Consider the following 14,327-nt stretch of genomic DNA (forward strand, 5'->3'; position numbering starts at 1 on the left):
TACTCTCTTACTGAAAAAATTACCCATAGCTTACGCAAAAAGCACGGCAGGCACCATTAATAGCGCAGGGAAATGCCCTAGCCGCCTGTTTTCAGGCAAAATCCAGGCGTTGCCTGACGCTCAATCCACTGGATCATTCGCCCGGCGATATCGATGCCGGTGGCCTTTTCGATGCCTTCCAGCCCCGGCGACGCGTTCACTTCCATCACCAGCGGCCCGCGACTGGCGCGCAGAATATCCACGCCCGCCACATCCAGCCCCAGCGTATGCGCAGCAGCCAGCGCGATTTCGCGTTCGCGCAGCGTGATGTTGGCGACAGTCGCCTGCCCGCCGCGGTGCAGGTTGGAGCGAAAATCCCCCTCTTTCGCCCGGCGTTCAATGGCCGCAACCACTTCATTGCCGACAACAAGACAGCGGACATCGCACCCTTTGGCTTCGGCGATAAACTCCTGCACCAGGATATGCGCATTCAGGCCGCGAAACGCGTCAATCACGCTTTCTGCCGCCTGGCGGGTTTCCGCCAGCACCACGCCAATCCCCTGCGTGCCTTCCACCAGCTTTACCACCAGCGGCGCGCCGCCGACCATATCGATCAGATCACTGGTGTCATCCGGCGAATGCGCAATACCGGTCACCGGTAAATCGATCCCCTGGCGTGCCAGTAGTTGCAGCGAGCGCAATTTATCTCTGGCGCGGGTAATGGCGACGGATTCATTGAGCGGATAGCTGCCCAGAATTTCAAACTGGCGCAGCGCAGCCGTACCGTAAAAGGTAATGGCGGAGCCAATGCGTGGGATCACCGCATCAAAATGCGGGAGCTGACGCCCTTTATAGTGAATGGACGATTCCGCAGGGCTGATATTCATGTAACAGGAGAGTGGATCGAAAATTTCGACCAGATGGCCGCGCTGCGTAGCCGCTTCGCGCAGGCGTTTACATGAATAGAGCGTTCCGTCCCGGGACAATATGGCAATTCTCACCCTGCACCTCGCTAAAAAGAGCCGTTAAAGCTCGCGTATCATACACGCAGCGAAGAGCAGGATGAACGGGAATTAGCGTGTTGCCCATCCCTGTTTATGCAAATAATCGAGAATAAAAGGACGATTCTCTTTAATCAGCGTGCGACGGATATGATCGCTCCACGTATCGCGGCGCGTATTGCTGCCACGCGTCAGATAGTAGTTAGCGATCTCTTCGTCATACTGCACCAGCACATCGCGATCCAGCGGCTGATAATGGTTTTCATGCACCAGCAGCGACGCTGGCATCCGCGGTTTTAACCCCGGATCGTCCGCCGGCCAGCCAAGGCACAGGCCAAACAGCGGCAGCACATGTTTTGGCACCTGTAACAGTTCACCCACCGCTTCGATATTGTTACGAATCCCGCCGATATAAACACCGCCAAGCCCCAGAGATTCCGCAGCCGTAAAGGCGTTTTGCGCCATCAGCGCGGTATCCACCACACCCAGCAGCAGCTGTTCCGCAAGACCGGGTTTCGCTTCCGGGCTGATCTCAAAGTTACGATGGAAATCCGCGCAGAACACCCAGAACTCAGCCGCCTGAGCGACATGCTGCTGCCCGCCGGTCAATGTCACCAGTTGCTCACGCATCGCCCTATCGGTTATCCGAATAATCGAGCTGCATTGTAAAAAGCTGGAGCTGGAGGTCGCCTGCGCGCTGGCGATAATCGCTTCACGCTGCTCCTGTGTGACTGGTTGATCGGTAAAGTGGCGAATGGAACGATGGGCGCACAGCAAGTCAATCGTTGGTGTCATGATGAAGAATCCCCGTATAAACAAGACCCCGAGTATAGGACAGAGACACAGGATCGCAGTAAACCGAAATTGTCCTGAAAGGTTGCAGAGATTAATGCAACAGGCAAAACCTGCTTTCCAACAGGCCGGGGGTTGGTCATGATAGCGACCATTAACCTTCAGGTTTAAGGAGAGAGTATGTTTGCTGTAATTTTTGGCCGCCCGGGCTGCCCGTACTGCGTGCGCGCAAAAGAACTGGCAGAAAAACTGACTGCCGAACGTGATGATTTCAACTATCGCTATGTCGATATTCACGCAGAAGGAATCACGAAAGCCGATCTGGAAAAAACCGTCGGTAAACCGGTAGAAACCGTACCGCAAATTTTCCTCGACCAGCAACACATTGGCGGCTGCACTGATTTTGAAGCCTACGCCAAACAGCATTTCGGCCTGTTTGCATAACGATCCGACGCCCGCCCCCACTTTCGGGGGCGTTTAGTGCCTGAACATCCTGCCCACAAACAGACACGCCAGACCGCCAATCCCACACCAGAACACCGCGCTGAACAGCCAGGCCAACTCCTGCCAGACCGAACGCGACGGCAGCAGAAACAGATGAATCAGTACATAGCAGAATGGTAGCGCCAGTAGCGCACCCAGCAACGCAATAACCACCCGGCGACGACGGGCAACAAGGCCGCTGGCAATACCGGGCAATATAAAAAACAACAAACCTGTTTCGGGTTTACCAGAACCGGGTAAATCCCCTTTCATGCTTACAACCAAAGAAAGGCATACCGCAATAAAGAGTAGAAAACTACAAATAACACCGAGCCGACGTCGCCTGAGCTTCAAACAATCCTCCTGACTCTCTATCACACACCAGTTCGTTCAAAAGAATGTCCGGACAGATAAAGGGTGACGGCAATCCATACCTGAAATGGCCTGGCCGTAAACACGCGATTCTCACTAGCCGTTGTAATCTAATCCGATTAAACTATCGCCCTGTTTTTGTTTTGCGAAGAATGCATGGTGCAAGACCGCTTTTTAATGCCAGCGCACATTCAAAACACTAGCTCAAATAACCATTCCTTTCAACAACTTACAAGTAAACAAGAAGTTAGCCTCCGTGAATATAAACGTCGCAGATTTGTTAAACGGGAATTACATACTGTTATTGTTTGTCGTACTGGCACTCGGCCTTTGTCTTGGTAAATTACGTCTGGGTTCGGTACAACTCGGTAATTCCATTGGCGTTTTAGTCGTTTCGTTATTATTAGGTCAGCAGCATTTCAGCATAAACACAGATGCATTAAATCTTGGCTTTATGCTGTTTATTTTTTGTGTGGGTGTTGAAGCCGGTCCCAACTTTTTTTCGATTTTTTTTCGCGACGGTAAGAATTATCTGATGCTCGCGCTGGTATTAGTTGGCAGTGCGCTATTAATTGCTTTAGGGCTGGGAAAATTGTTCGGCTGGGATATTGGCCTCACCGCCGGGATGCTGGCAGGTTCGATGACCTCAACCCCGGTTCTGGTCGGCGCTGGCGATACACTGCGCCATGCTTCGATGGAGAGCGGTAATCTTGCCAGCGCGCTGGATAACCTCAGCCTTGGCTACGCGTTAACCTACCTGATTGGTCTGGTCAGCCTGATTTTCGGCGCGCGTTATTTGCCGAAGCTGCAACACCAGGATCTGCAAACCAGCGCCCAACAGATCGCTCGCGAACGCGGCCTCGATACTGATGCCCATCGCAAAGTGTATCTGCCGGTGATCCGCGCTTACCGCGTCGGGCCGGAGCTGGTGGCCTGGGCTGACGGCAAGAACCTGCGCGAGCTGGGGATCTATCGCCAGACCGGTTGTTATATTGAGCGTATTCGCCGCAACGGCATTCTCGCCAGTCCGGACGGTGACGCGGTGCTGCAAATGGGCGATGAGATCTCGCTGGTCGGTTACCCGGACGCACATGCACGCCTCGATCCCAGTTTCCGTAACGGTAAAGAGGTGTTCGATCGCGATCTGCTGGATATGCGCATCGTGACGGAAGAAGTTGTGGTGAAGAACCACAATGTGGTTGGCCGCCGTCTTGCACAGTTAAAACTGACCGATCACGGTTGCTTTCTTAACCGCGTGATCCGTAGCCAGATTGAGATGCCGATCGACGACAATATCGTGCTCAATAAAGGCGACGTGCTGCAAATCAGTGGCGATGCCCGCCGGGTGAAAACCATTGCCGACCGTATCGGCTTTATCTCGATTCACAGCCAGGTGACCGATCTGCTCGCCTTCTGCGCCTTCTTTATTGTTGGCCTGATGATCGGCATGATCACCTTCCAGTTCAGCTCGTTCAGTTTTGGCGTGGGTAATGCCGCCGGTCTGCTGTTTGCCGGTATCATGCTTGGCTTCCTGCGTGCGAACCACCCGACGTTCGGCTATATCCCGCAGGGTGCGCTGATGATGGTGAAAGAGTTTGGCCTGATGGTGTTTATGGCGGGTGTCGGCTTAAGCGCCGGTAGCGGCATTGGTCATGGTCTGGGCGCCGTCGGCGGGCAGATGCTGATTGCCGGGTTGATCGTAAGCCTCGTTCCGGTGCTGATCTGTTTCCTGTTCGGCGCTTACGTGCTGAAAATGAACCGCGCTCTGCTCTTTGGCGCGATGATGGGCGCACGTACCTGCGCGCCCGCCATGGAGATCATCAGCGATACCGCGCGCAGCAATATCCCGGCGCTGGGCTACGCCGGAACCTACGCGATTGCCAACGTGTTGTTAACCCTGGCGGGGACGCTGATTATCATCATCTGGCCGGGACTCGGATAACTCCTAAGCTGAAAAATATTTCAGTTATGCGCAGAACTTTTTTCTGGGGTGTCAGTCATAACTAGTGCCACTGCTTTTCTTTGATGTCCCCATTTTGTGGAGCCCATCAACCCCGCCATTTTGGTTCAAGGTTGATGGGTTTTTTGTTGCCTGGAATTCACTCCCTAAGACATTCAGCCCTGCTCTGCGGATTTCGTTTTCTGAAATCTCACCGCGCTCCGGTGGCCTTGATTACTCCGCTTACAGGTTATTATCTTTACCGCTTGCCGCTTTACCTTCACCGTTAGGCGCGCCCAGTGTCTGCTTGAACCATTCGACCACCGTTTTGATCACCGCAGGCTGGAACCAGGAAATATCACCATGCTCCGCGCCCTTGACCAGAATGTATTTCGCCTTGTCATGTTTCTCTTTCAGCGCATTGTAAAGCTGCGCGCTCTGCTCCGGCGACACCAGCGTGTCGGCGCTGCCGTGCATGATAAGGAACGGTGGCTCATTACCGCTGATATGCCCCATCGGGCTGGCATTCAGCGCTTTTTGTTTATCGCTGTCGATGGTCGCGCCGGGGAAATTCCTGAACGCCGCGCCGTTCACCAACAGCGATTCGGTGACCGCCGGGGAACGATGCACTTGCTGGATCTCTTGCGGGAATCCTTCACCGATATTCAGCAAGTTTGAAATGCCATATAACGTCGCAACCGCCTGCACTGCCGACGATTGATCGGTGTTATCGCCGGTATCGAAGGTTTTTAGATTGTTGGTGGTGCCGAGCATCTGGGCCAGCCAGCCACCAGCGGAATCCCCCAACACACCGATTCGTTGCGGATCGATGTTGTACTCCTTCGCATGTGCGCGCAAATAACGCACTGCGGCTTTACCATCTTCCAGCGGCGCCGGGAAAGTATTCGGCACAACACGGTACTCCGCCGCGGCGACAACAAACCCCGCTTCCGCCAGCGCTATACGCATTTCAATAAATTTATCGTAATCGGCGGAAGTAAAACCGCCTCCGGGAAAGTAGACGATGGCTGGTTTCAGCGCGCTGGTGCGCGGAACCAGTAGCGACATGTTTAACTGGCGAACGGAACGCACATTCCGAATCTGGCTGTAAACGATATTGCTCAGTAAATCGATCTGCCCGCGGGATTTTTCAACATTAATAACCTCCGCGCCGGGCGTATTACCCGCCAGCTCATGGCTGGCAGCCAATGCCGAACCCGAAATACTCGCCATCAGAAACCACCCCGCTACCGTGAATCGACCTCGCATTATGCACCTCTCCATTCTCATTAAAAAAATAAGCGAGAGTGGGCAAAGCGGGAATGGTCGACACAAACGTTACCAGCGATTTTTTTAACGTCAAACCCAATAAGTGAATGAAATTCATCTGAATTTTAGATGAATATATGCAGACCTTTTCCAGAGAAATCGCCAGCGGATTGTTTTTCATCGCGCGATTCTGCTTTATTACTGGACCACAACTCACAGAGGCCTCCCATGATGAGCAACGCCTGGTTCAACCAAAACCCGTTTGACGTGCGGCTGGAGTGGGGGTTAGCGGCAGCGGAACATCTGGCGCACGAAGCCGATTGCGTGGTGATTGTCGATGTGATGTCGTTTTCCACCTGCGTCAGCCTGGCAAATGATAACGACGCACTTATCTATCCATGGCCGTGGAAAGATGACAGCGCGCTGCGCTACGCCCAGGAGAATGGTGCCGATGTCGCCAGTTTCGAGCGCACGTTCAGCGGCGAGCGCTATACGCTCTCACCCACTTCATTGCGCGATATTCCCGCCGGGCACCGGCTGGTGCTGCCCTCGCCGAACGGTTCGACGATCGCCTTCAAAGCGCGCGACTGTGGCGCGGCGGTATTTAGCGGCTGCTTTCGTAACCGGACCGCCACCGCACAAGCCTGCGCCGGTTTTCAACGTATTTTGCTGATCCCGGCCGGAGAGCGCTGGCCGGATGGTAGCCTGCGCCCGGCGGTAGAAGATTATCTGGCGGCGGGAGCGATTATTGCCGCCCTCGGCAAACGCCATCTTTCGCCGGAAGCACAAGCCGCAGCCGCGGCATTTCGTGAAAGCAGCCTCGCTGATTTGCATCACTGCGCCTCAGCAAGAGAGCTTCAGGAGCGAGGTTTTGCCCGCGATGTCGCGCTGTGCCTGGCGCTGGATGTCAGCCGCCGCGCCTGCCGGTTGCAGGATAACGCATACCGCTCAGAGCCCGGCGATCCGGCCAATTATTAGGCGGATCTCTTCGCGGCTCAGCGGTTGCCTGTCGGTCACAAAGTGCAGCGTCATCCCTTCGATAAAGGCGTCCAGTGCGCGCGCCGTGATCGGATCAAACCAGCGTTCAAGGGTTGTCTGGCTGGAACGCATCCAGTTTTGCATCACGCTTTTCAGCACCGGCTGGCGGCTCATAAAGGCGTAAAGCTGGTACATCAGTTCCATATTGCGCGCGGTGGTAACCTGCGCGCCGTAAATCAGATCCGTGACCGCATCACAGGCCCGCGCCGGGCTATCAACACCGTCAAAGAAAGCGGCGTACTGCGCCGACATCTGCCCGGTAAAACGGCTGAATGCCTCTTCCAGCAGCGCGTCAATGCCGGAGAAATAGTAGGTCATCGAGCCGAGCGGCACATCCGCACAGCTGGCGATTTTGCGGTGGGTTACCGCCTGGATGCCGCATTCGGCGATGGTGTCCAACGTCGCTTCAAGAATGCGGTCGCGCCGCTGCGGGTCGTTCGGTCGTCGTGCCATAGATCCTCTCACTGATTTATGTACAAATGTACACTTCCTTGCTAGTGTTGTCTCACCTTTTCATTTTCCGACGTGAAGTTATGACCGTAATTGCCTCCCGCAATGCCCTGCGCAACCGTCTATGGGCGCTGTTTACTTTCTTTTTTCTGCCCGGATTACTGATGGCCTCCTGGGCAACGCGTACGCCTGCAATCCGCGATATTTTGTCCGTCTCGACGGCGGAAATGGGCGGCGTGCTGTTTGGCCTGTCGATCGGTTCGATGAGCGGCATTCTCTCTTCCGCGTGGCTGGTTAAACGCTTCGGCGCGCGCAAAGTGATCCGCGCCAGCATGTCCTTTTCCGTGCTCGGCATGATGATCCTCAGCCTCGCGTTGTGGGTCGCTTCACCGCTGCTGTTTGCCCTCGGGCTGGCCGTGTTCGGCGGTAGCCTCGGCGCGGGCGAAGTGGCGATGAATATTGAAGGCGCGGTGGTTGAACGTGAAATGAATAAAACCGTGCTGCCGATGATGCACGGTTTTTACAGTTTCGGCACGCTGGTCGGCGCAGGGATCGGCATGACGCTAACCGCACTCGGCCTCACCGCCAATGTGCATATTCTGCTGGCGGCGCTGGTGGCGATTGTGCCGATTATCCTGGCGATTGCTGCTATTCCGGATGGCACCGGCAAAAACTCCGCAGAAGAGAACGCGCAAGGGAAGAAGGGAATCCCCTTCTGGCGCGATAGCCAATTATTGCTGATTGGCGTAGTGGTGCTGGCGATGGCGTTTGCGGAAGGCTCCGCCAACGACTGGTTGCCGCTGTTGATGGTGGACGGTCACGGTTTTAGCCCCACTTCCGGCTCACTGATCTATGCCGGTTTCACCCTCGGTATGACCGTTGGCCGTTTTACCGGCTGCTGGTTTATCGACCGCTACAGCCGCGTTGCGGTGGTTCGCGCCAGCGCATTAATGGGCGCGCTGGGGATTGGTTTGATTATCTTTGTCGACAGCGCCTGGGTGGCAGGCGTGTCGGTGATTTTGTGGGGGCTTGGCGCGTCGCTTGGCTTCCCGCTGACCATCTCAGCCGCCAGCGATACCGGCCCGGACGCCCCTACCCGCGTTAGCGTGGTAGCGACCACCGGTTACCTGGCCTTTCTCGTCGGCCCGCCGCTGCTCGGTTTTCTCGGCGAGCACTACGGCCTGCGCAGCGCCATGCTGGTGGTACTCAGTCTGATGCTGATTGCCGCGCTGGTCGCTCGCGCCGTGGCAAAACCGGTTCCGGAAGCACAAGCGGAAACCTGTTAACAGCAAGGCGGCGCACTGCCGCCTTAAACTTCCAGCGAATTCCCCACGCGTTTATCGCGCAGAAACACCACCATCAGGCCGATCCACAACACGCCATTTGCCAGGTTGAAGAGGCTGAACAGACCATTGCCGCCCGCCAGCCAGGCATGTTTGCTGATTTCGATACCGACGGTAAAGATGAACATTTGCAACATACCCATCGCCGCCGACACCGTGCCCTTACTCATTTCGCTGGCGAACAGCGTCAGCCGTACCAGCCCGGCATTCGCCAGCCCAATGCCAAAAGCGTAGAGGCTCAACCCGGCAGTCATCCACAAATAAGCATGAGAAGAGACCAGCGTCGCGACTGCCGCCAGCAGCAGACCAGCAGCAATCGGCCAGCCGCCCATAATGATCAGCGCCCGTACGGTGCGCCGCGACGTCAGACGCGCCAGCGCCAGGTTACCGAGAATCAACGCGCCGAAAACCGGCACCTGCAACAGCCCGTACTGATAGCTGCTGAGTTGCTCACCGCTAATGATGATGATCGGCGACTGGGCGATCCACGCCAGTAACGGCAGGCTGACAAACCCCGTCGCCAGCGCGCCGGCGACAAAACGCAGGTTTTTCATGACTTCAGCATAATCGCGCCACAACGCCTTCAGTGAGAGCGGCTCGCCAATGCGGGTCGCCGTTTCCGGCATCGCCTTTTGCAGACCAAAAAAGGAGAACGCCGCCAGCGCCGCGAACAGCACAAACATCCCCTGCCACGGCGCGGCGTGCACCCAGGCCGCACCCACCAGCGGGCCAAGCAGCGGCGCAATCAACGCCACGTTGGCCATCAGCGCGGTAATTTTGATACACACGGCCTCTTCAAAGGATTCCTGAATCGCGGCGTAGCCCACCGCACCAATAAAGCACAGGCTAATGCCCTGTAAAAAACGCAGCAGCGTGAATTGTTCGATATTTTGCGCCAGCAGCGTGGCAAGGCAGGTCAAAATGAACCACACCACGCCGGTCAGCATCACCGGACGGCGGCCAATGCGATCCGACAGCGGCCCGAGTAACCACTGTAAAAACATGCCGCCCGCCAGGTAAGCGGTCATGGACGTTGGCACCCATTCGATCCCGGCGTTGTACTGCTCCACCACCGCCAGCATGCCGGGTTGGATCATGTCGTTGCCGATATAGGTCGAGAATTCGTAAAGCACCAGGCAGAGGGGAAATAGTAGCGCCCGTCGTCCCAGACGTTGGCCAGATAAGGAATGGTTTTGCATGCTGTCTCTTCATCTATGAAAAATCGCGCAGAGTGTAATAAAAGCTGTCCGGCTGTGATAGCGAATTTGCAGCCGTTGCCTAAATTTAGCGCTTTTCGGCAAATTAAGGTTTTCTTAATTGCCTGGGCGTAGCGTGCGCATTATTACAGTTTTGTTTAAGAATCGTCTAACTCTCCTGGGAGTAAGATAAAACCCCTTTACCGTTTGCCGACGCACTTTTAAGGTGGGCGCTTTCGCGCAAATGTGGTCGTTTAATCAAAGAGTAACAAACCTATGCTAGAGAGCCTCAACTACACGCTGTTCTACTGGATTAACGCAACGCCCGACTCCCCCCACTGGTTAATTGCGCTGGCCGAATTTAGCGCCAGCGATCTCATCAGTATTGTGCCGCTGCTGGCGGTGGGCCTTTGGCTGTGGGGTCCGCGCCATCAGGTTAGCGCCCAGCGTCAGTTGGTGATTAAAGTGTCAATGGCGATCGTAGTCAGCATGTGCATCTCACTGTTATTAGGCCACTTCTTGCCGCACGATCGTCCCTTTGCCGATCATGTCGGCTATAACTTCCTGCCGCATGCACCGGACAGTTCTTTCCCGAGCGACCACGGTACGGTCATCTTTACTTTTGCCGTGGCGTTCCTCGCCTGGCACCGCCTGTGGTCGGGCGCCGTGCTGATGGCGGTTGGTCTGACGATCGCCTGGTCCCGCGTCTATCTCGGCGTCCACTGGCCGCTGGACATGTTCGGCGCGCTGTTAGTCGGTATCAGCGGCTGCCTGAGCGCGCAAATCCTGTGGCAGGGTTTTGGTCCCACGCTCTACCGTATCATTCAGCAGATTTATCGGTTCTGCTTCGCAACGCTGATTCGCCGTGGCTGGGTGCGTGACTAAGCCCAGCGCCAAAGGTAAGATGAACGCCCTGCTCAATGCAGGGCTTTCTTTTATTCAGGGGAAATATGGAAACAAGACGTGACGAACGGATTAGCCAGCTGCTGACGGCGCTCAGGCACAGTGACAAGCTGCATCTGAAAGAGGCGGCAACGCTGCTTGGCGTTTCAGAGATGACCATTCGCCGCGATCTCAGCGCCAACAGCGCTCCGGTGGTTCTGCTGGGCGGTTATATCGTGCTGGAACCGCGCGCGGCCAGCCACTATCTGTTAAGCGATCAAAAAACCCGGCTGGTCGAAGAGAAACGCCGCGCCGCAAAGCATGCTGCCGCGCTGTTGCGCGCGCATCAGATGGCCTTCTTCGATTGCGGCACCACCATGCCGTGGGTGATTGATGCCATTCCTGACGATTTGCCGTTTATCGGCGTTTGCTACTCTCTGAACACTTTTCTGGCTTTACAGGAAAAACCGCAGTGCCGCGCGATCCTCTGCGGTGGCGAATTCCATGCCAGCAACGCGATTTTCAAACCGCTGAATTTTAATGAGACGCTGAAAAATCTGTGCCCGGATATCGCCTTCTATTCGGCGGCAGGCGTGCATGTGCAGCAGGGCGCGACCTGTTTTAATCTCGAAGAGTTGCCAGTGAAACACTGGGCAATGGAGAGTGCGCAATACCATGTGCTGGTGGTGGATCACAGCAAATTCGGTAAAGTGCGCCCGGCCTGCATGGGCGCGCTCAACCAGTTTGACGTGATTGCCAGCGACTGCTGTCCCGATGACAGCCTGGTGCAGTTCGCAAAACAGCAGCAAATCACATTGATGTACTGACCGTGCCCGCCGGGGCACGGCCTGTTAACGTCAGGAGAACCAGCCGCCAAACCACTGGTGGAATTTCAGCAGAACAAAATCCCACATCCGGCCGATAAACCCGGCCTCTTGCACCGCTTCCATCACCACCAGAGGACGCTGTTCTATGGTTTTACCGTTCAGCTGAAAATCGATCGTCCCCACCACCTGGCCTTTGCTCAGCGGCGCTTGCAATTCCGGCTGCGTCAGCGTGTAGCTCGCTTTCAAATTATTAAGCTGCCCTTTCGGGATAGTGATCGAGCCCGCCTCGCCTGCGCCGAGCTTCGCTTCGCTGCTGTCGCCAAACCAGACGCGCTGCGTGACAAAAGTGGCATCAGGTTTGATTGGCGTTACGGTATCGAAGAAGCGGAAGCCCCAGTTGAGCAGTTTCTCGGATTCATTAAAGCGGATGCGGTCGGTTTTCGCGCCCAGCACCACCGAGATCAGGCGCATATCGCCCTGCGTCGCGGACGCCACCAGGTTGTAACCGGCGCCGTCGGTCGTACCGGTTTTCATGCCGTCCACGTTCATACTGGTGTTCCACAGCAGCCGGTTACGGTTCGGCTGGCGGATCTTATTAAAGGTGAACTCTTTTTCCTTGTGAATGGCGTACTCATCGGGCACATCATGAATTAAGGCTTTGCCGAGCAGCGCCATATCGCGCGCAGTACTGAACTGGCCCGGCGCATCCAGCCCGTGCACGGTTTTAAAGGTGGTATTGGTCAGCCCCAGTTTCTGCGAGTAGCTGTTCATCAGGCTGACGAATGAATCCTGGCTCCCGGCAACATAGTCGGCAATGGCGATGCTGGCATCGTTGCCGGACTGAATAATGACCCCTTTATTCAAATCCGCGACCGACACCTGATCGCCCGGTTTCAGGAACATCAGCGAGGAGCCGCGCAGTACCGGGTTGCCGGTCGCCCAGGCATCTTTACCGACGGTTACCGTATCGGTGAGGTGAATTTTTCCGGCTTTCAATGCCTGACCAACCACGTAGCTGGTCATCAGTTTGGTGAGGCTGGCGGGATCGAGTTTCTCGTCGGCATTACCTTCCGCCAGCACTTTACCGCTGGCGTAATCCATCAGGATCCATGCGCGGGCGTCAACCGGCGGCGCCGCCGGGTTTTGTTCAACCGCATAGAGTGAAGGAGAAAAGAGAAATAACAGCGCGGAGCCCGCAGCCAGGCCGCGAAGGGATAAAGAGAAATGCGTCATATATGGCCACCCGAGTATCCATTCAAACAAACGTCACAACACGTGCCGCAACAAACGGTGAGTAATAGCGCACAAACGGAGCGAAAAAAACCGTCGGTGAGTAAAGTTATTAAAGTTTATGCAATAACAGGGTGTTGCGCTCACTTTGTGCGATCTTTTTCTAAGTCGTTGCCAGAACGTTAACTTTCCCCCACCATAAATCCCCAGACAGAGATCCACTTCAAAGGGGTAAAAATGATAACGCTATGGGGCAGGAATAACTCAACTAATGTCAAAAAAGTTCGCTGGCTGCTGGAAGAACTGGAGTTGCCGTACGAGCACATTCTGGCGGGCGGGCAATTTGGCCTGAATCACGATGCCGAATATCTGGCGATGAATCCGAACGGGCTGGTGCCGCTGCTGCGCGACGATGAAACCGGCGTTGTGCTGTGGGAATCAAACACTATCGTGCGTTATCTTGCCGCCCAGTACGGGCAGGACCGCCTGTGGATTGAAACTCCCGCCGCGCGTGCGGAAGGGGAAAAATGGATGGACTGGACGATTGGCACCCTGGCGCCGAAATATTCCCAGGTGATGATTGGGCTGGTACGCACGCCGCCAGAGCAGCGGGATAACGCCGCGATTGCTGCCGCAATACAATCGCTCGAAGGAATGCTGGATATTCTCGATAACGCGCTGGCAAAACAGAGCTGGTTTTCCGGCGAAACTTTTGGCTGCAGCGATATCGCCGTTGGTCCGTTTATCTACAACCTGTTTGCGATTCCCGGCTTAAGCTGGGCGCCACGCGCCAATCTGCAACGCTGGTACGCGCAACTGTGCGAGCGTCCGGGGTTCCGCATAACCGTGATGATTCCGGTAACCTGATACCCGACGTTACCGGGCAGGGAAGCCCGGTAAACCCCGCGCCCTACTCTTCGCCGCCTTCGTCATCTGCAAATAGTGCTTCATCTTCTTTGAACAAGTTGCTCTCATCCCATTCGATTTCCTCGCTGGCATAATGCACCGGATCAATGCCGCAGCACTCTTCCAGCACTTCTTCGGCTTCATCCAGCAAGGCAATCGCATCCTGCCAGCAGACCGTGATGTCCGCATCGACAAGCTCGCCATTATCAATCGCCTCAAGTTTCGTCATCGCAAACTCAATATTATGTAAACTCTCCAGCACCAGATTGACTTCTTCGCCGAGCCCCATACCGGAAATAGCTGCAGCATGATCATCACTCAATGCGTCATCGAATTCATCGCCCGCGTTATCTGACAACGCAGATGTTCTGGCGACAGCCAAAAATAACTGCGAACGTTTTTTGAGAAAACTTGCCCGTTCTAACGAAAGATCCAACTGTGCAGTGACTTCAATATCCATCATCTCAATCTCATAAAGTAATATACAAAACTCATGGCGGTAGCTGAATATTTTTCTAAATGCGATGTTAAAGGGTGCGGAAAACAGAGCAGCATTGCTGAGAAACAAACGCTATGCCGTTTTTAAACGTTTGCATCTCAACGTGTTGCTCCTCAAATTT

The 14,327-nt window shown here is 55.2% G+C and carries 16 protein-coding genes; 7 read left to right on the plus strand and 9 right to left on the minus strand.

Annotated features, from left to right (window positions below):
* Positions 1 to 77: 77 nt before the first annotated feature.
* Positions 78 to 980 (minus strand): 30S ribosomal protein S6--L-glutamate ligase, encoded by a 903-nt coding sequence (rimK, locus tag CWM66_RS04350; protein ID WP_107146270.1) that lies wholly within the window; start codon positions 978 to 980, stop codon positions 78 to 80.
* Between the two features lie 72 nt (positions 981 to 1,052).
* Positions 1,053 to 1,775, minus strand: a complete 723-nt coding sequence (gene nfsA / locus CWM66_RS04355) for an oxygen-insensitive NADPH nitroreductase (protein ID WP_107146271.1) — start codon at positions 1,773 to 1,775, stop codon at positions 1,053 to 1,055.
* A gap of 177 nt (positions 1,776 to 1,952) precedes the next feature.
* On the opposite strand from nfsA, the gene CWM66_RS04360 reads away from it, so the two are divergent.
* The gene (locus CWM66_RS04360) at positions 1,953 to 2,216 is read left to right on the plus strand and encodes a GrxA family glutaredoxin (protein WP_007374085.1); all 264 of its coding nucleotides are present in this window, start codon (positions 1,953 to 1,955) and stop codon (positions 2,214 to 2,216) included.
* A gap of 33 nt (positions 2,217 to 2,249) precedes the next feature.
* Here the strand turns inward: CWM66_RS04360 and ybjM are convergent, their stop codons facing one another.
* Positions 2,250 to 2,609, minus strand: a complete 360-nt coding sequence (gene ybjM / locus CWM66_RS04365) for an inner membrane protein YbjM (RefSeq protein WP_035885882.1) — start codon at positions 2,607 to 2,609, stop codon at positions 2,250 to 2,252.
* A gap of 274 nt (positions 2,610 to 2,883) precedes the next feature.
* Here ybjM and CWM66_RS04370 point away from each other — a divergent pair, with 274 nt between their 5' ends.
* Complete coding sequence (locus CWM66_RS04370) at positions 2,884 to 4,569, plus strand: aspartate:alanine antiporter (RefSeq protein ID WP_035885883.1); 1,686 nt, start codon at positions 2,884 to 2,886, stop codon at positions 4,567 to 4,569.
* Positions 4,570 to 4,809: 240 nt separating this feature from the next.
* Here the strand turns inward: CWM66_RS04370 and CWM66_RS04375 are convergent, their stop codons facing one another.
* Positions 4,810 to 5,799 (minus strand): alpha/beta hydrolase, encoded by a 990-nt coding sequence (locus CWM66_RS04375; RefSeq protein WP_090397184.1) that lies wholly within the window; start codon positions 5,797 to 5,799, stop codon positions 4,810 to 4,812.
* Positions 5,759 to 6,016, minus strand: coding sequence for a hypothetical protein (locus CWM66_RS28700; protein ID WP_146159921.1), 258 nt, complete (start codon positions 6,014 to 6,016; stop codon positions 5,759 to 5,761). The genes CWM66_RS04375 and CWM66_RS28700 overlap by 41 nt, the downstream gene beginning before the upstream one ends.
* 47 nt (positions 6,017 to 6,063) lie before the next feature.
* Between CWM66_RS28700 and CWM66_RS04380 the strand changes: the two genes are divergently transcribed.
* Entirely contained in the window at positions 6,064 to 6,813 is a 750-nt protein-coding gene (locus tag CWM66_RS04380; RefSeq protein WP_369878857.1) for a 2-phosphosulfolactate phosphatase, read from the plus strand.
* On the opposite strand, the gene CWM66_RS04385 is transcribed toward CWM66_RS04380, so the two are convergent.
* Positions 6,784 to 7,326 (minus strand): TetR/AcrR family transcriptional regulator, encoded by a 543-nt coding sequence (locus CWM66_RS04385; RefSeq protein ID WP_035885885.1) that lies wholly within the window; start codon positions 7,324 to 7,326, stop codon positions 6,784 to 6,786. The genes CWM66_RS04380 and CWM66_RS04385 overlap by 30 nt on opposite strands.
* A gap of 80 nt (positions 7,327 to 7,406) precedes the next feature.
* Between CWM66_RS04385 and CWM66_RS04390 the strand changes: the two genes are divergently transcribed.
* Entirely contained in the window at positions 7,407 to 8,609 is a 1,203-nt protein-coding gene (locus CWM66_RS04390; RefSeq protein WP_107146272.1) for an MFS transporter, read from the plus strand.
* A gap of 23 nt (positions 8,610 to 8,632) precedes the next feature.
* Here CWM66_RS04390 and CWM66_RS04395 read toward each other — a convergent pair whose 3' ends face one another.
* Positions 8,633 to 9,865, minus strand: coding sequence for an MFS transporter (locus CWM66_RS04395; RefSeq protein WP_107146273.1), 1,233 nt, complete (start codon positions 9,863 to 9,865; stop codon positions 8,633 to 8,635).
* Positions 9,866 to 10,138: 273 nt separating this feature from the next.
* Between CWM66_RS04395 and ybjG the strand changes: the two genes are divergently transcribed.
* Entirely contained in the window at positions 10,139 to 10,747 is a 609-nt protein-coding gene (ybjG, locus tag CWM66_RS04400) for an undecaprenyl-diphosphate phosphatase (protein ID WP_007374075.1), read from the plus strand.
* Positions 10,748 to 10,812: 65 nt separating this feature from the next.
* Entirely contained in the window at positions 10,813 to 11,571 is a 759-nt protein-coding gene (gene deoR, locus CWM66_RS04405) for a DNA-binding transcriptional repressor DeoR (RefSeq protein WP_107146274.1), read from the plus strand.
* 30 nt (positions 11,572 to 11,601) lie between these two features.
* Here deoR and dacC read toward each other — a convergent pair whose 3' ends face one another.
* The gene (gene dacC, locus CWM66_RS04410) at positions 11,602 to 12,804 is read right to left on the minus strand and encodes a serine-type D-Ala-D-Ala carboxypeptidase (RefSeq protein WP_007374073.1); all 1,203 of its coding nucleotides are present in this window, start codon (positions 12,802 to 12,804) and stop codon (positions 11,602 to 11,604) included.
* A 234-nt stretch (positions 12,805 to 13,038) separates the two neighbouring features.
* On the opposite strand from dacC, the gene CWM66_RS04415 reads away from it, so the two are divergent.
* Entirely contained in the window at positions 13,039 to 13,668 is a 630-nt protein-coding gene (locus tag CWM66_RS04415) for a glutathione S-transferase family protein (protein WP_007374072.1), read from the plus strand.
* Positions 13,669 to 13,711: 43 nt separating this feature from the next.
* On the opposite strand, the gene CWM66_RS04420 is transcribed toward CWM66_RS04415, so the two are convergent.
* Positions 13,712 to 14,170, minus strand: coding sequence for a hypothetical protein (locus CWM66_RS04420; protein ID WP_233218358.1), 459 nt, complete (start codon positions 14,168 to 14,170; stop codon positions 13,712 to 13,714).
* Positions 14,171 to 14,327: the final 157 nt, after the last annotated feature.

It is taken from the genome of Kosakonia sp. H7A (assembly GCF_003028445.1).
Taxonomy (GTDB): Bacteria; Pseudomonadota; Gammaproteobacteria; order Enterobacterales; family Enterobacteriaceae; genus Kosakonia; species Kosakonia radicincitans.